At 72.4% G+C, this 18,114-nt stretch carries 20 protein-coding genes; 8 read left to right on the forward strand and 12 right to left on the reverse strand.

The window, feature by feature from the left end:
* Positions 1-7 precede the first annotated feature (7 nt).
* Together MNY62_RS08420 and MNY62_RS08425 are read right to left on the reverse strand one after the other, a co-directional pair.
* Positions 8-508 (reverse strand): QcrA and Rieske domain-containing protein, encoded by a 501-nt coding sequence (locus MNY62_RS08420; RefSeq protein ID WP_242343706.1) that lies wholly within the window; start codon positions 506-508, stop codon positions 8-10.
* Complete coding sequence (locus MNY62_RS08425; RefSeq protein ID WP_242343707.1) at positions 505-2,457, reverse strand: FAD-dependent oxidoreductase; 1,953 nt, start codon at positions 2,455-2,457, stop codon at positions 505-507. The genes MNY62_RS08420 and MNY62_RS08425 overlap by 4 nt, the downstream gene beginning before the upstream one ends.
* A 272-nt stretch (positions 2,458-2,729) precedes the next feature.
* Here MNY62_RS08425 and MNY62_RS08430 point away from each other — a divergent pair, with 272 nt between their 5' ends.
* The gene (locus MNY62_RS08430; RefSeq protein ID WP_242343708.1) at positions 2,730-3,938 is read left to right on the forward strand and encodes a glutathione-independent formaldehyde dehydrogenase; all 1,209 of its coding nucleotides are present in this window, start codon (positions 2,730-2,732) and stop codon (positions 3,936-3,938) included.
* 106 nt (positions 3,939-4,044) lie between these two features.
* Here the strand turns inward: MNY62_RS08430 and MNY62_RS08435 are convergent, their stop codons facing one another.
* Complete coding sequence (locus tag MNY62_RS08435) at positions 4,045-4,356, reverse strand: hypothetical protein (protein WP_242343709.1); 312 nt, start codon at positions 4,354-4,356, stop codon at positions 4,045-4,047.
* A 229-nt stretch (positions 4,357-4,585) separates the two neighbouring features.
* On the opposite strand from MNY62_RS08435, the gene MNY62_RS08440 reads away from it, so the two are divergent.
* Complete coding sequence (locus MNY62_RS08440; RefSeq protein WP_242343710.1) at positions 4,586-6,706, forward strand: cation:proton antiporter domain-containing protein; 2,121 nt, start codon at positions 4,586-4,588, stop codon at positions 6,704-6,706.
* 81 nt (positions 6,707-6,787) lie between these two features.
* On the opposite strand, the gene MNY62_RS08445 is transcribed toward MNY62_RS08440, so the two are convergent.
* Positions 6,788-7,279: a hypothetical protein gene (locus MNY62_RS08445; protein WP_242343711.1), complete on the reverse strand. Its 492-nt coding sequence runs from the start codon at positions 7,277-7,279 to the stop codon at positions 6,788-6,790.
* A gap of 406 nt (positions 7,280-7,685) precedes the next feature.
* Positions 7,686-9,053: a sodium-dependent transporter gene (locus MNY62_RS08450; protein WP_242343712.1), complete on the reverse strand. Its 1,368-nt coding sequence runs from the start codon at positions 9,051-9,053 to the stop codon at positions 7,686-7,688.
* Between the two features lie 104 nt (positions 9,054-9,157).
* Here MNY62_RS08450 and MNY62_RS08455 point away from each other — a divergent pair, with 104 nt between their 5' ends.
* A complete protein-coding gene (locus MNY62_RS08455) occupies positions 9,158-9,877 on the forward strand; it encodes an alanyl-tRNA editing protein (RefSeq protein ID WP_242343713.1) in 720 nt (239 codons plus the stop codon).
* Positions 9,878-9,911: 34 nt separating this feature from the next.
* Here MNY62_RS08455 and MNY62_RS08460 read toward each other — a convergent pair whose 3' ends face one another.
* From MNY62_RS08460 to MNY62_RS08470, 3 genes are all read right to left on the reverse strand, one after another.
* Positions 9,912-10,277, reverse strand: a complete 366-nt coding sequence (locus MNY62_RS08460; RefSeq protein ID WP_242343714.1) for a VOC family protein — start codon at positions 10,275-10,277, stop codon at positions 9,912-9,914.
* 102 nt (positions 10,278-10,379) lie between these two features.
* Entirely contained in the window at positions 10,380-11,015 is a 636-nt protein-coding gene (locus MNY62_RS08465) for an outer membrane beta-barrel protein (RefSeq protein ID WP_242343715.1), read from the reverse strand.
* Positions 11,016-11,221: 206 nt separating this feature from the next.
* Entirely contained in the window at positions 11,222-11,650 is a 429-nt protein-coding gene (locus MNY62_RS08470; protein ID WP_242343716.1) for a DoxX family protein, read from the reverse strand.
* Between the two features lie 137 nt (positions 11,651-11,787).
* Here MNY62_RS08470 and MNY62_RS08475 point away from each other — a divergent pair, with 137 nt between their 5' ends.
* From MNY62_RS08475 to MNY62_RS08485, 3 genes are all read left to right on the forward strand, one after another.
* A complete protein-coding gene (locus tag MNY62_RS08475; protein ID WP_242343717.1) occupies positions 11,788-12,120 on the forward strand; it encodes an ArsR/SmtB family transcription factor in 333 nt (110 codons plus the stop codon).
* A gap of 83 nt (positions 12,121-12,203) precedes the next feature.
* On the forward strand, positions 12,204-12,437 hold the full coding sequence (locus MNY62_RS08480; RefSeq protein WP_242343718.1) for a hypothetical protein: 234 nt from the start codon (positions 12,204-12,206) through the stop codon (positions 12,435-12,437).
* Between the two features lie 62 nt (positions 12,438-12,499).
* Entirely contained in the window at positions 12,500-13,102 is a 603-nt protein-coding gene (locus tag MNY62_RS08485; protein WP_242343719.1) for a TMEM175 family protein, read from the forward strand.
* 91 nt (positions 13,103-13,193) lie between these two features.
* On the opposite strand, the gene MNY62_RS08490 is transcribed toward MNY62_RS08485, so the two are convergent.
* Positions 13,194-13,643: a DoxX family protein gene (locus tag MNY62_RS08490; protein WP_242343720.1), complete on the reverse strand. Its 450-nt coding sequence runs from the start codon at positions 13,641-13,643 to the stop codon at positions 13,194-13,196.
* The gene (locus MNY62_RS08495) at positions 13,640-14,395 is read right to left on the reverse strand and encodes a YciI family protein (protein WP_242343721.1); all 756 of its coding nucleotides are present in this window, start codon (positions 14,393-14,395) and stop codon (positions 13,640-13,642) included. Before MNY62_RS08495 ends, MNY62_RS08490 begins: the two co-directional genes overlap by 4 nt.
* A gap of 272 nt (positions 14,396-14,667) precedes the next feature.
* Here MNY62_RS08495 and MNY62_RS08500 point away from each other — a divergent pair, with 272 nt between their 5' ends.
* Both MNY62_RS08500 and MNY62_RS08505 read left to right on the forward strand, forming a co-directional pair.
* Positions 14,668-15,546, forward strand: a complete 879-nt coding sequence (locus MNY62_RS08500; RefSeq protein WP_242343722.1) for a hypothetical protein — start codon at positions 14,668-14,670, stop codon at positions 15,544-15,546.
* A gap of 164 nt (positions 15,547-15,710) precedes the next feature.
* Positions 15,711-16,082 (forward strand): hypothetical protein, encoded by a 372-nt coding sequence (locus tag MNY62_RS08505; RefSeq protein ID WP_242343723.1) that lies wholly within the window; start codon positions 15,711-15,713, stop codon positions 16,080-16,082.
* Positions 16,083-16,098: 16 nt separating this feature from the next.
* Here MNY62_RS08505 and MNY62_RS08510 read toward each other — a convergent pair whose 3' ends face one another.
* Complete coding sequence (locus MNY62_RS08510) at positions 16,099-16,707, reverse strand: lysoplasmalogenase family protein (RefSeq protein ID WP_242343724.1); 609 nt, start codon at positions 16,705-16,707, stop codon at positions 16,099-16,101.
* A gap of 115 nt (positions 16,708-16,822) precedes the next feature.
* Entirely contained in the window at positions 16,823-18,016 is a 1,194-nt protein-coding gene (locus MNY62_RS08515; RefSeq protein WP_242343725.1) for an MFS transporter, read from the reverse strand.
* Positions 18,017-18,114 lie beyond the last annotated feature (98 nt).

The following is an 18,114-nucleotide window of genomic DNA, read 5'->3' on the forward strand; positions in this document are numbered from 1 at the left end:
CGCCTCCTCAGGCGGTCGTGAGGCGGAAGCTGCGCTCCACCGGCTTCGCGAGATCCACGACGAGCTGCCCGTCGTCGGGGGCGACCGAGAGCGCCCACCACTCGAGCGGCCGCGGCGCCGGCCCGGCCACGTTCTGGCCGTCGCCGGTGTACTGCGAGCCGTGGCACGGGCAGAGGAACCGGTGCGTGAGCCTGAGCTCGGCGCCGCCGACCTTCTTCATGACCGGGGAGGAGAGCGCCTCCGCGCGGACGGTGCAGCCGAGGTGGGTGCACACCGCCGAGATCGCGTGGAAGACGTTGCCCTCGCGGAACACGAACAGCCGCTGCTCCGGGAGGAACTTCATCCCCTCCGGGAACTCGGCGGGGATCCCGAGCTTCACGACCGTGGGCGCGTCGTAGGAGACGTTCGGGACGAGCGAGCGGAGCGACGCGAGCCCCTGGCCGGCGACGGAGGCGAGCCCCACGCCGATCCCGAGCTTCTTCAGGAACTCCCTGCGATCCGAGGTCATGGCGTCCCCTCCGGCGCGGCCGCCGCGGTCCACCGCTCCGTGAACGTGAAGCGCTCCATCGTCATCGCGTCCGTGGGGCAGCGGATGGCGCAGAGCCCACAGCGGATGCAGGCGGTGTCGTCCTTCAGCATCGCGGAGAGCGGCAGCCCCTCCGCCGCGGCGAGCGCCACCACCGCGGCGCGCTCCGCCTCGGGCAGCTCCACCTCGTCGAGCGGCACGAGCGCGAGGCAGTACTCCGGGCAGACGTCGACGCAGCGGCTGCAGAGGACGCACTTCTCCGGGTCGTAGATGGTCTGCACGTGGCAGACGAGACAGCGCGCCCCCTGCTGGCGCGCCTCGAGCTCCGAGAAACCGACCTCGACCTCGGCGATGCCGGTGCGCCGGTCCACCGGCAGGGTCGGCGGCGCCTGGCGGTCGAGGAGCTCGTAGCCGGGGATCATCCGGTACTCGCGCGTCGGGATCTTCTCGACGTCGAGCCGCGTCTCGAGCCTGGCGCGCTCCCCGGCGAGGAACCGGTGGATCGACCGCGCCGCGCGCTTGCCGTTCGCGATGCCCTCGATGAGGTTCCGCGGCCCGAAGGCGACGTCGCCGCCCGCGAACACTCCCGGCGCGGACGTGGCGAGGGTGCCCTGGTCCACGCGGATCGTGCCGCCGGGCGTGAGCTCGACGCCGTCCTCCGGGTGCAGGAACGACAGGTCCGCCCGCTGCCCGATGGCGAGGATGCAGCCATCGGCCTCGAGCGGCATGACGTCGGCGTCGTCGTAGCGGGGCGCGAAGCGGCCGCTCGCGTCGAACACGGAGAGGACCTTGCGCAGCTCCACCGCCCGGAGCTTGCCGCCCTCGCCGAGGAACCGGCGCGGGCCGCGCCGGGGCAGGAACCGGACGCCTTCGCGCTGCGCCTCCTCGAACTCCTCGTGGCCCTGCGTGGTGCGCAGGACGGGCATCTCCTCGAACGCCTCGAGGGAGACGATGGTGACCTCCGTGGCGCCGCCGCGCAGCGCCTCGCGCGCGGAGTCGAGCGCCTCCTTGAGCCGCGCGTCGGCCTCGCCGCCGGTCTCGCCCGAGAGCGCCCGGAGCTCCTCCTCCCGGCTCACACGCAGCGCGGTGCGCGCGGCGTCGAACGCCACGAACCCGCCGCCGATCACCACCACGCGCCGCCCGAGATCGAGCCGGAACCCCTGGTTCGCGTTGAGCAGGTAGTCGATGGCCTTCACGACGCCGTCGAGCTCGACCCCCGGCAGCTGGAGATCGCGCCCCTTCTGCACGCCCACCGCGAGGAAGACCGCCTCGAACCCGTCTGACCGGAGCGCCGCGAGGCCGCGCTCCGGCGTGAGCGGCGTCTCCAGCCGGAGCGTGACGCCGAGCGAGAGGATCGCGTCGATCTCCGCCTGGATCAGGCTGCGCGGGAGCCGGTACTCCGGGATGCCGTAGCGCATCATCCCGCCCGGCTCGGCCGAGGCCTCGAAGACCGTGACGTCGTAGTCGAGGAGGGCGAGGTCGTGCGCCGCCGAGAGCCCCGCCGCGCCCGCGCCGATCACCGCGACCTTGGGCCGCCGCGCCGCCGGAGTCTGCCCGACACGCTCGACCGGCAGGTGCCCGGCGTAGCGATTCCCCTCGCGCATCGGCTCCGTGCGCAGCCGGGCCTGCGTCTCCGGGTGCATCGACTCGACGCCGTAGCGCTCGCACAGCGTCCGCTTGAGCGCGCGGATCGTGATGGGACGATCCACGCTCCCCCGCCGGCACGCCTCCTCGCACGGCGCGGCGCAGACGCGGCCACACACCGAGGCGAACGGGTTCGGGGCGCGCGCGACGAGGTACCCCTCCTCGTAGCGGCCCTCCGCGACGAGCTGGACGTAGCGCCCCGCGTCCGTGGCGACCGGGCAACCCGCCTGACACTTCACCTGATCTTCCCAGTCGCGCAGCCCGGGTATGCGCGCAGCGATCCCCATCGCGCTGGATTCTCGGCGCGGCACGAGGACGCGAGCCGGTCTTGCTGGGCACTCCCCAACGTCGACGGTAGGCCGCTCGGTCACTCCGCCTGGGCTCGTCGCCTCGGGTGTGGCACGACGCCGCGGAACGCGCGCTCCCGGGGCGGCGAGGAGGCCGAGGCCGGCGGGCGGACGTGCCGGACGAGAGCGCGGCGGCGTGGGGCCGGACGGCTCCCGGCCCGGTGCCGCCCGCGCGGCGCGTGCCGAATTTCCGGTCTTCCAGGAGGTCACACATGCGAGCAGTGGTGTGGAAGGGGCCGGGGAAGGTGTCCGTCGAGCAGGTGGAGGACCCGCGGATCGAGAGCGCGACGGACGTGCTCGTACGGATCAGCACCGCCGGTATCTGCGGCAGCGATCTGCACATGTACGAGGGGCGCACCGCCGCCGAGCCGGGCGTGGTCATGGGCCACGAGAACATGGGCGTCATCGAGGAGGTGGGGGCCGCGGTGCAGCAGCTGCAGAAGGGTGACCGGGTGGTCCTGCCCTTCAACATCGCCTGCGGCACCTGCTTCAACTGCTCGCGCGGCTACACGAGCGCGTGCCTCGTGACGAACGACGAGGCGGCCGGCGCGGCGTACGGCTACGTGGGGATGGGCCCGTACAAGGGCGGCCAGGCGGAGCTCCTGCGCGTCCCATGGGGCGAGGCGAACTGCATCAAGCTGCCGGGCAAGCCGGGCGACGAGCTCGAGGACGACTTCCTGCTCCTCTCCGACATCTTCCCGACCGGCTACCACGCCGCGGAGATGGCGAAGGTGCAGCCCGGCTCCACCGTCGCGATCTTCGGCGCCGGCCCGGTGGGTCTGCTCGCCGCGTACAGCTCCATGCTGCGCGGCGCCGCCGAGGTGTACGTCGTCGACGCGATCCCGGAGCGGCTCGAGAAGGCGCAAAAGATCGGCGCCATCGCGATCGACTTCCGCAAGGGGCCGCCGGCCGAGCAGATCCGCAACCTGCGCCTCGCGAACCCCCTCGTGCGCGGCGCCATGCGCCGGGGCGAGGAGAAGATGGCGGGCGTCATGTGCGGCATCGACGCGGTCGGCTACCAGGCCAAGGACTTCGCGGACCCGAGCAAGGAGCACGCGACCTCGGTGACCGAGCAGCTCGTCGAGGTCGTGAACCCCACCGGCGCCCTCGGCATCATCGGCGTCTTCCTGCCCGAGGATCCGGGCGGCAAGGACAAGGCCGCGAAGCAGGGCGCCTACACCCTGCCGTGGGGCAAGCTGTGGGAGAAGGGGCTCCAGGTCGGAATGGGGCAGACGCCGGTGAAGAACTACAGCCTGGTGCTGCGCGACCTCATCATCGCCGGCCGGGCGAAGCCCAGCTTCATCGTGTCTCGGCGCATCCCGCTCAGCGAGGCGCCCGACGCGTACCGGAAGTTCGATCGGCGCGAGCCCGGCTACACCAAGGTCCTCATCAAGCCCGGCCAGGAGGCGGCGGCGCGCTGAAGGATTCTGGCGGGGCCTGCGACGACGGCTGGTCGCCGTCGTCGGGGCCCCTCCCGTCACAGCACGACAGCCTGGCTGACGAGCCGACCGCCTCCTGGCGGTCTCGTCAGCTGGTGCGCGAGTTCCTCCGCCCCGGGTCGCCGGGCTCGGCGGCGGAGGCCGCGGTCTCCTCCTGCTCGCGCGCCGCGCGGAGCCTCGCGCGTGCGCCGCGCGCCAGCACGGCCGCGCCCACGCCCGCGGCGACCGGCGTGCCCGAGAGGACGCGCGGCGTGGTGCGCTCAGTGCTCTGGAAGGTGAGGGGCATCGACAGCGCGCCCAGCAGGAGGCAGCAGAGGCTCGCGAGCGTGAGCAGCGTGACGCGGTTCGCGAGGTGCCCCGCGTCGTGGGCCGGCGGGGTCTCGGGTCGGTTCGTGTGCATACCGAAGTCGTTACCACGGGTCTGCGCGAGCTGGCACCTCCCGCGCGCTGGCGCGCTCGCGCGGCGCGGGGCTCCGCTCCGCTGCAGGAGCCGCTGAGCGCGCGCGAGGGCCCCGGCAGAGACGCTCGCGCGCGGATTTCTCGCGCGCGAGGCGATTTCCGACCGACGGCCGGGCCCGCCATCGGTAAGTTGGCTCCCTCGACCACTCACCTGCAGGAGGTGTCCCGGCGTGTCCGGAGCCCACGTCTTCCTTCATGCGCTCGTGATCGTCCTCGCGGTCGCGGCGATCACGACGGTCCTCTTCCAGCGGCTCCGGCAGCCAGTGGTGCTCGGCTACATCCTCGCCGGCCTCATCGTCGGCCCGCACGTGCCGGTGCCGCTCGTGGCCGACGTGGACGTCGTCCAGACCCTCTCGGAGCTGGGCGTCATCCTGCTCATGTTCGGCCTGGGGCTCGAGTTCAGCCTGCGCAAGCTCGTGGAGGTCGGCCCCACCTCCGGGGTCACGGCGCTGGTCCAGTCGAGCATCATGGTCTGGCTCGGCTTCCTCGCGGGGCGCGCGTTCGGCTGGTCCGCGATGGAGAGCGTCTTCGCGGGCGCCATCGTCGCGATGTCCAGCACGACCATCATCGCGAAGGCGTTCGACGACCTGAAGGTGCGCGGCCGGCTGAGGGACCTCGTCGTCGGGGTGCTCCTCGTCGAGGACCTGTTCGCGATCCTCTTCATGGCCGTGCTCACCGCGGTCGCGACCGGCGCGGGGCTCTCGCCCGGCGCGCTCGGCCTCACGCTCGGAAAGCTCGGCGCCTTCCTGGCGGCCCTCCTCGCTGCCGGCATGCTCGTCGTGCCCCGCGCGATCCGCTACGTGCACCGGCTCGGCCGCCCCGAGACGCTCCTCGTGACGAGCCTCGCGCTCTGCTTCGGCATCTCCTACCTCGCGCTCGCGGCCGGCTACTCCGTGGCCCTCGGGGCGTTCATCGCGGGCTCGCTCGTCGCGGAGTCCGGCGAGGCGCACTCCGTCGAGGAGCTCGTCCGGCCGGTGCGCGACCTGTTCGCGGCGATCTTCTTCGTCTCGGTCGGCATGCTCATCGACCCGGCCCTCGTCGCCGAGAACTGGGTCGCGATCGTGGTCTTCATCCCCCTCGTCGTGCTGGGGAAGTCCGCCGCGGTCGCGCTGGGCGCGGTCTTCACGGGGAGCAGCGTCCGCACCTCCGTCCAGGCGGGCATGAGCCTCGCGCAGATCGGCGAGTTCTCCTTCATCCTCGCCGCCCTCGGCTCCTCGCTCGGCGCGACCCGCGACTTCCTCTACCCCCTCGCGGTGGCGGTCTCGGCGGTGACCACCCTCACCACCCCCTGGCTCATCGGCGCCTCCGGCGGCACCGCGGCCTGGCTCGATCGCAAGCTGCCGCACTCCGTGCAGACCGTGCTGTCGCTGTACGGGAGCTGGATCGAGCAGCTCCGCACCTCGCCCCGCCGGCAGTCCGCCGGCGCGCGGGTCCGCCGCGTCGTGCGCGCGATGCTCCTCGACGCCGGGCTCCTCGTCGCGATCGTGATCGGCGGGTCCTTCGCGGCGGGGTCGGCGGCTCGCGCGCTCGTCGGGCACCTCGGCATGGGGGCGACGCTCGCGCACCTCGTCGTGGTCGTCGCGATCTCGCTCCTCGCGCTCCCGTTCGGCGTAGGGCTCGTCGTGAACGCCCGGCGCCTGGGCCTCACGCTCGCCGCGATCGCCCTGCCCGAGAGCGGCGCCGGACGGCTCGATCTCGCGCAGGCGCCTCGCCGCGCGCTCGTCGCCTCGTTCCAGCTCGGCGCGACGCTGCTCGCGCTCCTGCCGGTGGTGGCGCTCACGCAGCCGTTCCTGCCGAGCGGGGCCCCCGGGGCGCTGCTCCTCCTCGGCGCGCTCCTCGTGTTCGGGGTCGGGTTCTGGCGGAGCGCCACCGAGCTCCAGGGCCACGTCCGCGCCGGCGCGCAGGTGATCGTCGAGGCGCTCGCCAAGCAGGCGGTGCCGAGCGGCGAGGGCCACTCTGGGGACGCCCTCTCCGCCGTGCGCGCGATGTTCCCCGGGCTGGGCGAGCCGGTGGTGGTGCGGCTCGGCGCCGAGAGCGCTGCGTCCGGGCAGACCCTGTCCGAGCTCGCCATCCGCGGGCGAACCGGCGCCACGGTGCTCGCGATCTCGCGGGCGGCCGGCCCCGTGATGATCCCGGCGGCGGCCGAGGTCCTCCGTGCCGGTGACGTCCTCGCGCTGGCGGGGACGCATGAGGCCACCGACGCTGCGCGCGCACTGCTGGGCGCGGAGCTCGTCGACCGCGGGCCCGCGATGGCTGCCCCGGATCGCGCGGGCACGCCTGCGGCGCCCTGACGGCCCCGGCGCACGGGGCGAGAAACGCCGACGACCCGGCGAGAGGCCGGGTCGTCGGTTCCTGCGAAGAGCTCGGCGGGGCTACGGCTTCGCGGGCGCGGGCGCCGGGGCGGGCGCAGGCGGCGCAGGCGTGGGCGCCGGCTCCGTCTCCATCCGCTCCTGCGCGGCCTTGGCCTTCTCCTCGCCCTTCGCCTTGGTCTCCGCGGCGGTCGCCTCGCCCTTCGCCTTGCCGGTCTTCGCCTTGGAGACGCCCTTCGCCTTGCTGGTCTTCGCCTTCGCCTTCGCGGTGGTGGCCTGCTCGTGCCCCTTGGCCTTCGCCTCGGCGGCCTGCTCCTTGGCCTCCGTCGCCGCGGACTCGCTCTTCTCCTCGGCCTTCTTCGCGGCGGCCTCGCTCTGCGCGTCGGCCTTCGTGGCCGCGGCGCTCGACTTCGTCTCGGCCTGGGCGCCGGTCTCCTGCGCCTTCGCCTTGGCCGTCCCGAGGTGCTCCCCCGCGGCCGGAGCCTGGGCGCGAGCAGGAACAGCGAAGCCGACCAGCGCCGCGAAAGCGATCGTGACTGCGATCCTCTTCGTCATCTACGTGTCCTCTCGAGTGCGGGAGCGGCATCGCTCCCTGGGTGAACCAGGCGCGGCCGCCAGAGCGGCCCAGCCGGGGCCTAAAGAGACCGCGAGTAAACCACCGTTCACCGCCGGCGCTCGATCCCGGAAAGGGCCAGCGAGGAACGGCGGGCCCGAATGGCCTCGGCGTCTCGAGCTACAGACGACCGCGTCCCGCGGCTATTCACTCGCGCGCGGAGTCGGATGGGCCGGTTCACCGCCGCGGCGCGAGCTCCTGCGGCCCAGCGCCGACAGCAATCGTCGAATTCGCTCCCCTTCTTGCTGTCGCGCCTCACGCGGACCGTTCCCGCCATCGGGGGACCGGTTCCGAGATCTGAGTGGTGTCCCTCGAAGGGTCCGAGATGGGTCGTCTTCGAACGCGGGGCTACGCCAGCCGGATCACGCCGAGGCTGTTGAGGAGGATGAGCAGGATGAGCCCCGGCGCGACGAACCGGATGAACGCGTAGAACGTCCGGTCGTACCAGCTCGCCGACGCGTGGCCCTTGTTCAGCTCGTCCATGAAGGCCTTCCTCGAGACGAGCCAGCCGCCGACGATCGCGATGGCGAGGCCGCCCACCGGGAGGAGCACGTTCGAGGACAGGAAGTCGAAGAGATCGAAGAAGTTCTTGCCGAAGAGTTTCACGTCCGCGAGGACCGGGCCCTGGGAGAGGGTCGCGAGGGTCCCGAGCGCGAACATCGCGCCGCCGGTGATGACGGCGGCGACCGGGCGGCGCACGTGACCCTTCTCGACGAAGAAGGCGACCGGGACCTCCATGAGGCTCACCATCGCGCCGATGGTCGCGATCGCTGCGAGGACGAAGAAGATCGCGGTGAAGAGCCCGCCGAGCGGCATCTGGGCGAAGACGAGCGGGATGGTGTTGAAGAGGAGCCCCGGGCCACCCGCCGGCGTGCCGCCGAGGGCGAACACCGCCGGGAAGATGGCGAGCCCCGCGAGCAGCGACACGAGGGTGTCGGCGAGCGCCACCCGCGTCGCGTTCGGGACGATCCGGGTCTGGTCCGGCATGTACGACCCGTAGGTCGTCATCGTTCCCATGCCGAGCGACAGCTTGAAGAAGGCGAGGCCGAGCGCCGAGAGCAGGACGCTCGCCGTGATCTTGGAGGGGTCCGGGCTGAACAGGTACGAGACGCCGGCGAAGGCGCCGGGGAGCGTGAGGGCGCGGAGATCGCAGACGAGGAGGAGGGCGAAGAGGAGCGGCATGAGGGTCTTCGTGACCTTCTCGATGCCCTGCGAGACGCCGGACGCGATGATGACCGTCGTGAGCGCGAGGACGGCGGCCTGCCAGAAGATGGGCTCCCAGGTCCCGCCCGCCAGGGCGCCGAAGGTCTCGGGCGTGAGCGGCTTGCCGGAGACGAACGCACCCGCCGACTTGAACACGTAGGCGAACACCCAGCCGGCGACGTCCGTGTAGAACGCCATGATGAGGACCGCCGAGACGAGGCCTGCCCAGCCGATCGCCGCCCAGAACGGCTGGCCCGGGACCACCCGGCCATAGGCGCGGACGGCGTCGAGGCGCATTTTCCGGCCGATGACGTGCTCCACGGCCATCACGGGAATCCCGACGAGCGCCACTGCGAGCAGGTAGGTGAGCACGAAGGCGGCGCCGCCGTTCGAGCCGGTGAGGTAGGGGAACTTCCAGATGTTGCCGAGCCCGATGGCGGAGCCGACGGTGGCGGCGAAGGCGCCGAGGTTCGAGGCAAAGGCGTCGCGGCTGGCGGTCTTCGATGCGGGCATGGGGCTCCTCGGCGTCTCTCGAGCCGGTTTCGAGGGTGCCCATCTAACACCGCGCGGGGGCGGTAATCTTGCGCGAGGACATGGGCGGCTCGAGGAGGGAACCGATGACGACGAGGCTCTATCTGGAGGACGCCTACCTCCGCGAGTTCGAGGCCGAGGTGCAGGAGAGCGCCGGCGGCGCCTGCACTCTGTCGCGGACGGCCTTCTTCCCGGGCGGCGGCGGCCAGCCGCCGGACCGCGGCGCGCTCGCCATGGGCGGCGAGGGCGGCGAGACCCTGCCGGTCGCCGCGGTTCACGAGGACGACGCCGGCCGGATCTGGCACGCGGTCGGCCGCGAGCTCGCGCCGGGCCAGCGGGTCCGGGGGATCCTGGACTGGCCGTGGCGTTACGCGCTCATGCGCCACCATGGCCTCATGCACGTGGTGAACACGGTGGCGCGCGAGGCGTTCGGCGGGATCATCACCGGCGTCCAGCTCGGCGCGGACCGCTCACGCATCGACTTCAGGCTGCCGTCGTTCGCGCGCGAGCAGATCGGCGAGCTCGAGGCGCGAGTTAACGCGGTGATCGAGCGGGGCCTGCGCGTCACCTCGGCGATCATCGGCGAGGAGGAGTTCCGGGCGCGTCCCGAGCTCGTCCGGACCCTGAACGTCCTCCCGCCCGTGGTGGACGGCCGCGTGCGGATCGTCGAGCTGGAGGGCTTCGACGCGCAGGCGTGCGGCGGGACGCACGTGCACTCGACGGAGGAGATCGGCCGCGCGCGCGTCGCGAGGTTCGACAACAAGGGGAAGGACAACAAGCGCTTCTACTGGGAGCTCACGGGGTGAGCCCGCGGACCGGCGCCCGCGGCCCTCGCCCGCCTCACGGCCAGGTGTTGGCGTCGTCGCCGAGGGGGCCGCGCTGCTCGCGGCAGACGCAGAAGCGCTGGCCGGTGGGGGCCTCCATCACCCACCACGTCCGCACCTGGGCGACCCGCTTCGCCCCGAGCGCTTCGAGCCGGCGTACCTCGGCCTCGACGTCGCTGGACTCGATGTCGAGGTGGACGCGGCTCGGGTGGTCGACCCGCTGGAGGAGCACGATGAGCCGGTCCCGGTCCTCGAGCGTCACGTAGTTCCCCTCGCGCTCGCGTTCGGGACGGCCGAGCGCGCCCGACCAGAAGCGCGAGGCCACGTCGAGGTCGCCGTCCTTGCAGTCGATCGTCACCGCGCAGAGCCTGCTCTTGTGCATGTCACCTCCGGTGCTGGCGATTGTAGCGAAGGGCGAGGGGCGCGGCAGCCCCGCGTCGAGGCCCTCTCCCCCCGGCGCGCCGGGGGGAGAGGGAGCGGAGCTTTAAAGGTCGAACCGCCCGCGGATGCCGAACTGCAGCCACTCGTGCATCGCCTTCTGGTCGATCTCGCCGGACATGGTGATGCCGGAGCCGTCGTCGATCGAGGTGTTCGAGTAGCGCGCGAGGCTGAGCCCGAGGTACGGCCCGATCGCGAACTGCGGGTTCACCACGTAGTCGGCGCCGCCGGTGAGGTTCAGGAGCTCGAACCCGCGGAACGAGACGGAGACCTTCTGGCCGCCGGACTCCGCGCTCAGGCTGCCCCACTCGTACCCGGCGCCCACGCCGGCGAACGGCCTGAGCTGCCCCATGGGAGCGAAGGTGTAGATCCCCTGCACGCCCGCCCGGACGACGCGCGTGGAGCAGTCGACCTGATCGCAGATCTGCTTGAACTGGTCGCCGGTCTGGCCGAAGCCGTACGAGACGTACCCGCCGAGGGCGAAGCTAGGGGTGAGCGCGTAGGTGGCGTCGAGCTGGATGGGGATCTGGCTCTTGATGCCGTCCGACATCTTCGAGTCCTTCGCGGCGTCGCCGAGCGCGGGGGCGTACCCGAGCCGGAGGCCGAGCGAGACCTGGGCGTGAGAGGCGAACGGGACTGCGAGCAGCGTGAGGGCAAACAGGGCAGGGAGCAGCTTGCGCATGGGGATCTCTCCTCGTGAGGGTAGGACCGCTGCGCCCCGCTGTTCACCGAACGTGCCAGGGCCGCGCCGTCGCGATGCTCCCGAGGGATCTCCGATGCTTCGGCGGCGCCGTGTGGTCCCGGAGGATACGTGCGCTCACGTGAGCCCTGCGCACGCGCGGTGCGCGTTCGCCACGTCGGGGGAACGAGCCACAGGGCGGGAGCGCGTCAATGTCCGCGCGGCCCACCGCGCAGCGCGTCGACCGAGATCGCCCCCGGCCCGCGCGCCGTCACGTAGAGGAAGAGGAAGCAGTACAGGGCGGCGAGCTCGCCCTTGTTCACCGCGGGCAGCCACGCGAAGCCGGAGAGGGCGAGCTTCCAGTGGAACTGGAGATAGGCGACGGCCATCGTGCCCGAGGCGAGGAACGCCGCGGCGCGCGTGAAGAGCCCGAGCGCGATGAGCGTCCCGGCGGCGAGCTCGATGATCCCGCCGAACCAGAGCTGCGTGCCGGCCGCGGGGCCGGGCCCGGCGGCGAGCCAGCCGAGGATCTTCTGGGCGCCGTGGAACATGAACATCGCGCCGGCGACGGCGCGCAGCGCGGTGTAGAGCGGGGTCTCGAGACGCGCGGCGGTCGCGGCCAGGGCACGGGTGGTCATGCCCGGATACCTAACGACGGGCCGGCGCGCCTCGCGAGCCTTTCAGCAGCGCTCCGTCACCTACACCGGCGCCGCCGGAGGTGCGCCTTGACTCGAGAATCATCGACGGTTATCGATGCCCTCGGGGGGCGGTCACCATGCCGGTCGGGCTCACCGACGAAGAGTTCTGCACCATCGCCAGGGCGCTCGCGGATCCTCAGCGCTGCGAGATCCTGGAGCGCGCGTCCGCCGCCGGCGAGCTCCCGTGCTCGGCGATCGTCGAGTCGGCCGCGCTCTGCCAGTCCACGGTGTCGCACCACCTGAAGGAGCTCGCGAACGCGCAGCTCCTCGAGCGGCGGCGGGACGGCCACTTCACCTACTACCGCTTCCGGCGCGACGTGATGGAGGCGTACCTCGACGCGCTGCGGGCGCGGACCCTCTCGGGCGCGGGCCGCCCCAAGCCCGCGGAACGAAAGGCGCGCAGCCTGTGAGCGTAGCGGCCGTGCCCTCGAGCCACGGCCGTTCCGGTTGAAATCGACAGATTTCGATTTAAGTAACTGACCAGGAGCGTGCGATGAACACCTGGTCCCTCGTCCCGATGCTGCTCGTCGATCCCGCCGTGCCCGTGGAGGCGCGCCTCGCGCTGCACGCCTCGCTGTTGATGAGCGACGCGGTCCGCGCTCGCGAGGCGCGCGCCCTCGCCGGCCGCGTCCTCGTCGAGCGCAGGATGCTGTCGGCTCGCGACGCGGCGGAGCTGGTCGGGGTCGAGGCCGTGGCGATCGAATCCCACCTGCCGCTCGCCGCGTGAGGGGGCCCGCTCCCCGTTTCCGACGGAACGCGCCGAGCCGCGCGGCCGATTAGTGTCGGGCCATGGGAAAGACCCGGCTCGAAGCCTTCAGCGACGGCGTGCTCGCGATCGTCATCACGATCATGGTGCTCGAGCTGCGCGTCCCGGAGGGAGGTCACGACCTCGCCGCGCTGCGGCCGCTCCTGCCGGTGTTCCTGAGCTACGTGCTCAGCTTCGTGTACGTCGGGCTCTACTGGAACAACCACCACCACATGCTCCACGCGACGCACCGCGTGAGCGGGCGCATCCTCTGGGCGAACCTGCACCTCTTGTTCTGGCTCTCGCTCGTGCCGTTCACCACGCACTGGGTCGGAGAGAGCCCGAACGAACCGTGGCCGGCGGCGGTGTACGGCTGCGTGCTGCTCTCGGCCGCGATCGCCTACTACCTCTTGCAGGGCTCGATCCTCGCGCACGAGGGGCCCGGCTCGACGCTCGCCCGCGCGATCGGGAGCGACTGGAAGGGGAAGAGCTCGCCGATCGTCTACGCGCTCGCGATCGGGCTCGCGTTCGTCCATCCGTGGATGTCGTACGCGCTCTACGTCCTCGTCGCGATCGTCTGGCTCGTCCCCGACAGGCGGATCGAGCGGAGGCTCGACTCGCCGGGCAGGGAAGTCGACACCCAGTGAAGAGCCGGCGGCCGCGTCGTCTCACGTCCCGGCGGGTCGACGCTCATCCCGCAGGTCGCCGTGGATCACGGCGAGCTCGTTCGCGGCGGCATCACGTCAGATCCCTGCGCGAAGGGACGAGCGCCCGCAGCCGGGCCTCGCGCAGGAACAGCCCTCCCCACAGCAGCGCGCCCACGTAGACCGGGAAGAGGACGTGGCTCACGAGCGGGTCGCCGACGCGCACGTGGGTGGAGACGGCGCCGCCCAGATAGCCCGTCAGCAGGATCGCGCCGAGCACCGAGGTCCTTGGCGCGAGGTAGACGGCGAGGAGGGCGAGCTCGAGCGCGCCGATCCCGCGGGCGAGGCCGACCGGATAGCCGAGCCGGGCCATGGACTCCACGACCGGCTCCGGCACGAGCAGCTTGATGACGCCGTCGAGGGCGAGGAACAGCGCGGCGAAGGCGCTCAGGGACCGTCCGGCCCAGAGCCCCTTCCGCGAGGCGTGGCGCGCGGCGCGCGCGGGCGCTGCCGCGAGCTCGGCAGGGGCGGCGCTCGCGCTCATGCGATCCCCCGCTCCGGCGCGGAGTGCTCGACGTCGAACAGCGGGCGGACGTCCATCTCGACGTCGCCCACGACGTCCGCGAAGCGCTGGGCCCAGTAGAAGACGTCGTCCTTCGTCTTCACGTCCAAGATGACGAAGCCGGCGATGAGCTCCTTCGACTCGGCGAAGGGGCCGTCGATCACCGTGCGCTTGCCGCCGCGGTACCGGAGGCGCCACCCCGTGGAGCTGGGCATCAGCCCCTCGGTCGCGAGGAGCACGCCGGCCTTCGACATGTCCTCCACGAGCTTCGCCATGTCGGCCATCATCTGCGGGCTGGGCGGAGCGCCCGCCTCCGAGCTCTCGTCCGCCTTGTGCACGGCGAGGACGCGCAGGGGCGCGTCCGTCGGCTTCGGCATCACCCCGAGATCCCAGGGCTCGGTCACCGGCCCCACGTCGATCTCCACGTCTCCCACGATCCGGGCGAAGCGCGTAGCCCACTCGATGGCCTCGTCCATCGACTGCACCTTCATGAGCGCGAAGCCGGCGACGAGCTCGTTCGAGCCGACGAGCGGGCCCTTCGTCAGGGTGCGCTGGCCCCGGGAGAAGTTGAGGCGCACGCGCGTCGAGCTCGGCCGGAGCCCCTCCCCGTTGCGGAACACGCCGGCCTTCGCCGCGTCCTGGACGAGCTTCCCCATCCCAGCCATGAGCTCCGGGCTGGGGAGGACGCCCGCCTCGGTGCTCGCGTTCACCTTGTGCATGATCATGTAGCGCATCGCCGTCTCTCCTTCGGTGGGCCGGGGTCGAGCTCCCGGGTCTAAGGGGACGTCGAACGACGCTCCGCGAGATCGACACGGCGGCCCGGTCTCCTTTCGGGGACCGACGAATTCCAGGAATGAGGATCACGAAGAGGCGGGCGCGCGGCGACGCGAGCGCGTGACGGCGGCAACGCCGCCCCGTGCGACATCCTGTCCAGAATCCTCACGGCGAGCCCGGGCTCTCAGGCTCGATCGCCCGGTCGCGCGGCACCGCCGCGAAAGGAACCGCCATGAAGATGAGACTCGCCCTCGGCTACCTCCTCCTCGCCACCTCGGCCCTCGCAGCCGACCCCGCGATGAAGCCCTTCGTGCTCGCCTCGCGTGGCTCCGGAGACGTGGACGGTGCGGCGAAGACGGCCAGGCAGAAGCTCCAGGCCGCGGGCTTCGAGATCGCCGGGAGCTACGCGCCCTATCCCGGCGCCCTCGTGCTGGCGGTGACGAACGAGACCCTGAAGACCGAGGCGTCCAGGACCCCCGCCGGCGGCTACGCCGCGGCCCAGCGCGTCACGATCACGAAGATGGGCGAGGAGGTCCAGGTCGCCTACACGAACCCGTCGTACATGGCGGCGGCCTATCGCCTCCCCGGCGACCTCGCTCGGGTCGCGGCAGCTCTCGAGGGCGCGCTGGGGCGGATGGAGGAGTACGGGCCGTCCGAGGGAAGGAGCGCGAAGGACCTTCGCAAGTACCACTACATGGTCGGCATGGAGTACTTCGACGAGCCGTCGAAGCTCGGCCAGTTCGCGAGCCATGACGAGGCGGTCAAGGCGGTCGAGGCCGGACTCGCCGAGCGGCGCGGCGGATCGAGCAAGGTCTACCGGATCGACCTCCCAGACGGCAGGCAGACGGTGTTCGGCGTGGCGCTCGCCGACGGCTGCTCGGGCGACGCGCGCATCATGAGCGAGATCGACTTCAAGGCGATCCGCTCCACCGGCCACCTGCCGTACGAGATCCTCGTCACGGACGGTGACGTTCGCGCGCTCTACGCCCGCTTCCGGATCGCGGTGAACTTCCCGGACCTCAAGATGATGGGCTCGCACAGCTTCATGAACATCCGCTGCGCGCCCGAGGCGATCGAGAAGGCGCTGAAGGCGGTGGCCGGGACGAGGTAGGCGACCTCGGGGCCGCAACGCACTGCTCGGGATCCTGCATGCCCGCATGCCCACCGCTCGAGCCGGCGGGTGTGGGCCGCGGACCACGCGTGCGAGCGAGGGCGCGTCGCTTTCGGAGAGGCTTCGGGGCGCGCAAGCTGCGGGTGGTGGGACCGGGAGGAACCATGGTCCATATCGGAGAGCTGAGCGAGAACATGACGCTCCGCGCGCGCGACGGCGTGGAGCTCGGGACGATCATCCGGCTCGAGCCGGCCGGGATCCTCGTCGAGAGCGGGGTGTCCTTCCTGAAGGACCATCTGGTCCCGATCGACCTCGTGAGCGAGGTGCGGGACGGAGCTGCGTACCTGTCCGTCACGCGTGGGGAGCTCCGGCTCGAGCGCGAGGGCCACACCGCGATCGCAGAACGGAGGGTTCGCGACGAGAGCTCGGAGTTCGCGCACGAGGACCAGGGGCTCGTAGCTCCGGGCGACAACGTGAGGGAAGGCGAGGCCGCCCACGCCGAGGAAGGCGAAGGATCGGGCGCGCCCATGACCTGAAGCTCGCGGCGACGGGCTACCCGACCGCGAGCGCGAGGAGCAGCTGCCCGGCGTAGTAGAGCGGCAGCCCGACGACGCGGTTCGACATCCCCGGCTTCACGAACCGGTCGCGCGCGACGAGCAGGTCCGAGAGGTAGAAGAGCAGCGCGCCGGCGCGGACCGCGGGGCGCTCGACGCCGAGCGCGAGCCAGAGCATCGCGGAGATGACGGCGCAGTAGGCGACGACCGGGATGCGCAGATCGCCGAGTCCAGCCCAGAGCCAGCGGAGCGCCGTGCCCGTCGCCGCGAGGACGACGAGCGCGAGCGCGAGCGATGGGTGGGTCACGCGCGCGAAGGCCGCGGCATAGGCGACGTGCGCGAGCAGGAACGCGACGAGCCCACCGAGGAACGCGAGCCGCCGTCGCGAGAGGAGGAGCGCGTCGCCCAGCACGGAGAGGACCAGGCCCGCGAGGATCCCGCGCTCGAACGCGCCCTCGACGCCGAGGGCGAGCGCGAGGGCCACGAGCGCCGCCGATGCTCCGACCTTCCCGAGCGCCCTCAGGGCCGGCGCTCCGCGCGCCTCCGCCGTGAGGTGCACGGCGAGGAGCGCCGCGACGGACCCGATGGCCACCCATTCGGCCGGCATGGCGGGAGTCGAGCACGACCGCGGAAGGGCGTCCACGCGCCGGGAAGGGCAGGGGGCTGGAGAGGTCAGGACGCGCGCGGCGCGCGTCGCTCCGCCACGGCGCCGAGCCGTTGAGCTAGCCGCGCGCCACCGCAGCGGAGGCCTCCACCGCCTCTCGGTGCCCCACCGTCGCCCACGCGACGATCGCGAGGGCCGAGAACACCGCCCCGGCGGCGCACACCGCGGACCAGCCCCCGGCGCTCCACGCCCACGCGCCGGCCGTCGAGCCGGCGGCGCCGCCCGCGAAGTAGGTCACCATGTAGACGGTGTTGATGCGGTTGCGCTTCTCGGCCGAGAGGCCGAGCACGATGGTCTGGTTCGAGATGTGGTTCGCCTGCGCGCCGAAGTCGAGGAGCACGACGCCGGCGGCGAGCCCGGCGAGGCTCGCCCGTCCGAGCGCGAGCACGCCGAACGAGGCGAGCACCGCGACGATCGCGCCGAGGTTCACGATGCGCGAGCCGTGGCGGTCGGCGAGGCGCCCCGCGACCGGCGCGGCGATCGCGCCGGAGACGCCGACGACGCCGAACAGCCCGGCGACGCTGCTGCCGTAGCCGAGCGGCGGGCGCGCGAGGTGGAAGGCGAGGGTGGTCCAGAACACGCTGAACGCGGCGAACGCGAGCGCGCCGAGGAGCGCGTGCCGCCGGAGCAGGGGCTCCTCGCGCACGAGGCGCGGCAGCGAGGCGAGGAGGTCCGCCCAGCGCGCGCGGGAGGGCGGCTCCTGCGCCGGGAGCACGAACCGGAGCGCGATCGCGAGGAGCAGCATCGTCCCCGCGGCGCCCGCGTACGTCGCACGCCAGCCGATGTGCGCCCCGAGCACGCCGCTCACCGTGCGCGAGAGGAGGATCCCGACGAGGAGCCCGCTCATCACGAGTCCGACCGAGCGCCCCCGCGCGGCGGGATCGGCGACGGCGACGGCGTACGGGACGACGAGCTGCGGGACGATGGTCGTGGCGCCGAGGAGGAAGCTCGCGGCGAGCAGCGCGCCGAGACCCGGCGCGACCGCGACACCGACGAGCGCCGCGCTGACCGCGCCGGTCATCGCCACGATGAGCCGTCGCCGCTCGTGCCCGTCGCCCAGCGGGACGAGGAGCAGCATGCCGACGGCGTACCCGATCTGCGTGGCGGTCGAGACGAGCCCGGCGGTGCCGGGCGCGACGTGCAGCTCGGCCGCGATCATCGGGAGGAGCGGCTGGCTGTAGTACAGGTTCGCGACGGTGAGGCCGGCGGTGCCGGCGAGGAGCCAGAGGAGGCGGCGGACGGGGGCGCTCATCGAAGCCCGCAGATCTACCGCGCCCCCACCACGTTCGCCCGCCAGATCGGCCCTGCGGCCGCCCGCGGGCGCGCCGGCCGAGCCTGCGCCGCGCGTGG

The organism is Anaeromyxobacter terrae (genome assembly GCF_022690685.1).
Taxonomy (GTDB): Bacteria; Myxococcota; Myxococcia; order Myxococcales; family Anaeromyxobacteraceae; genus Anaeromyxobacter; species Anaeromyxobacter terrae.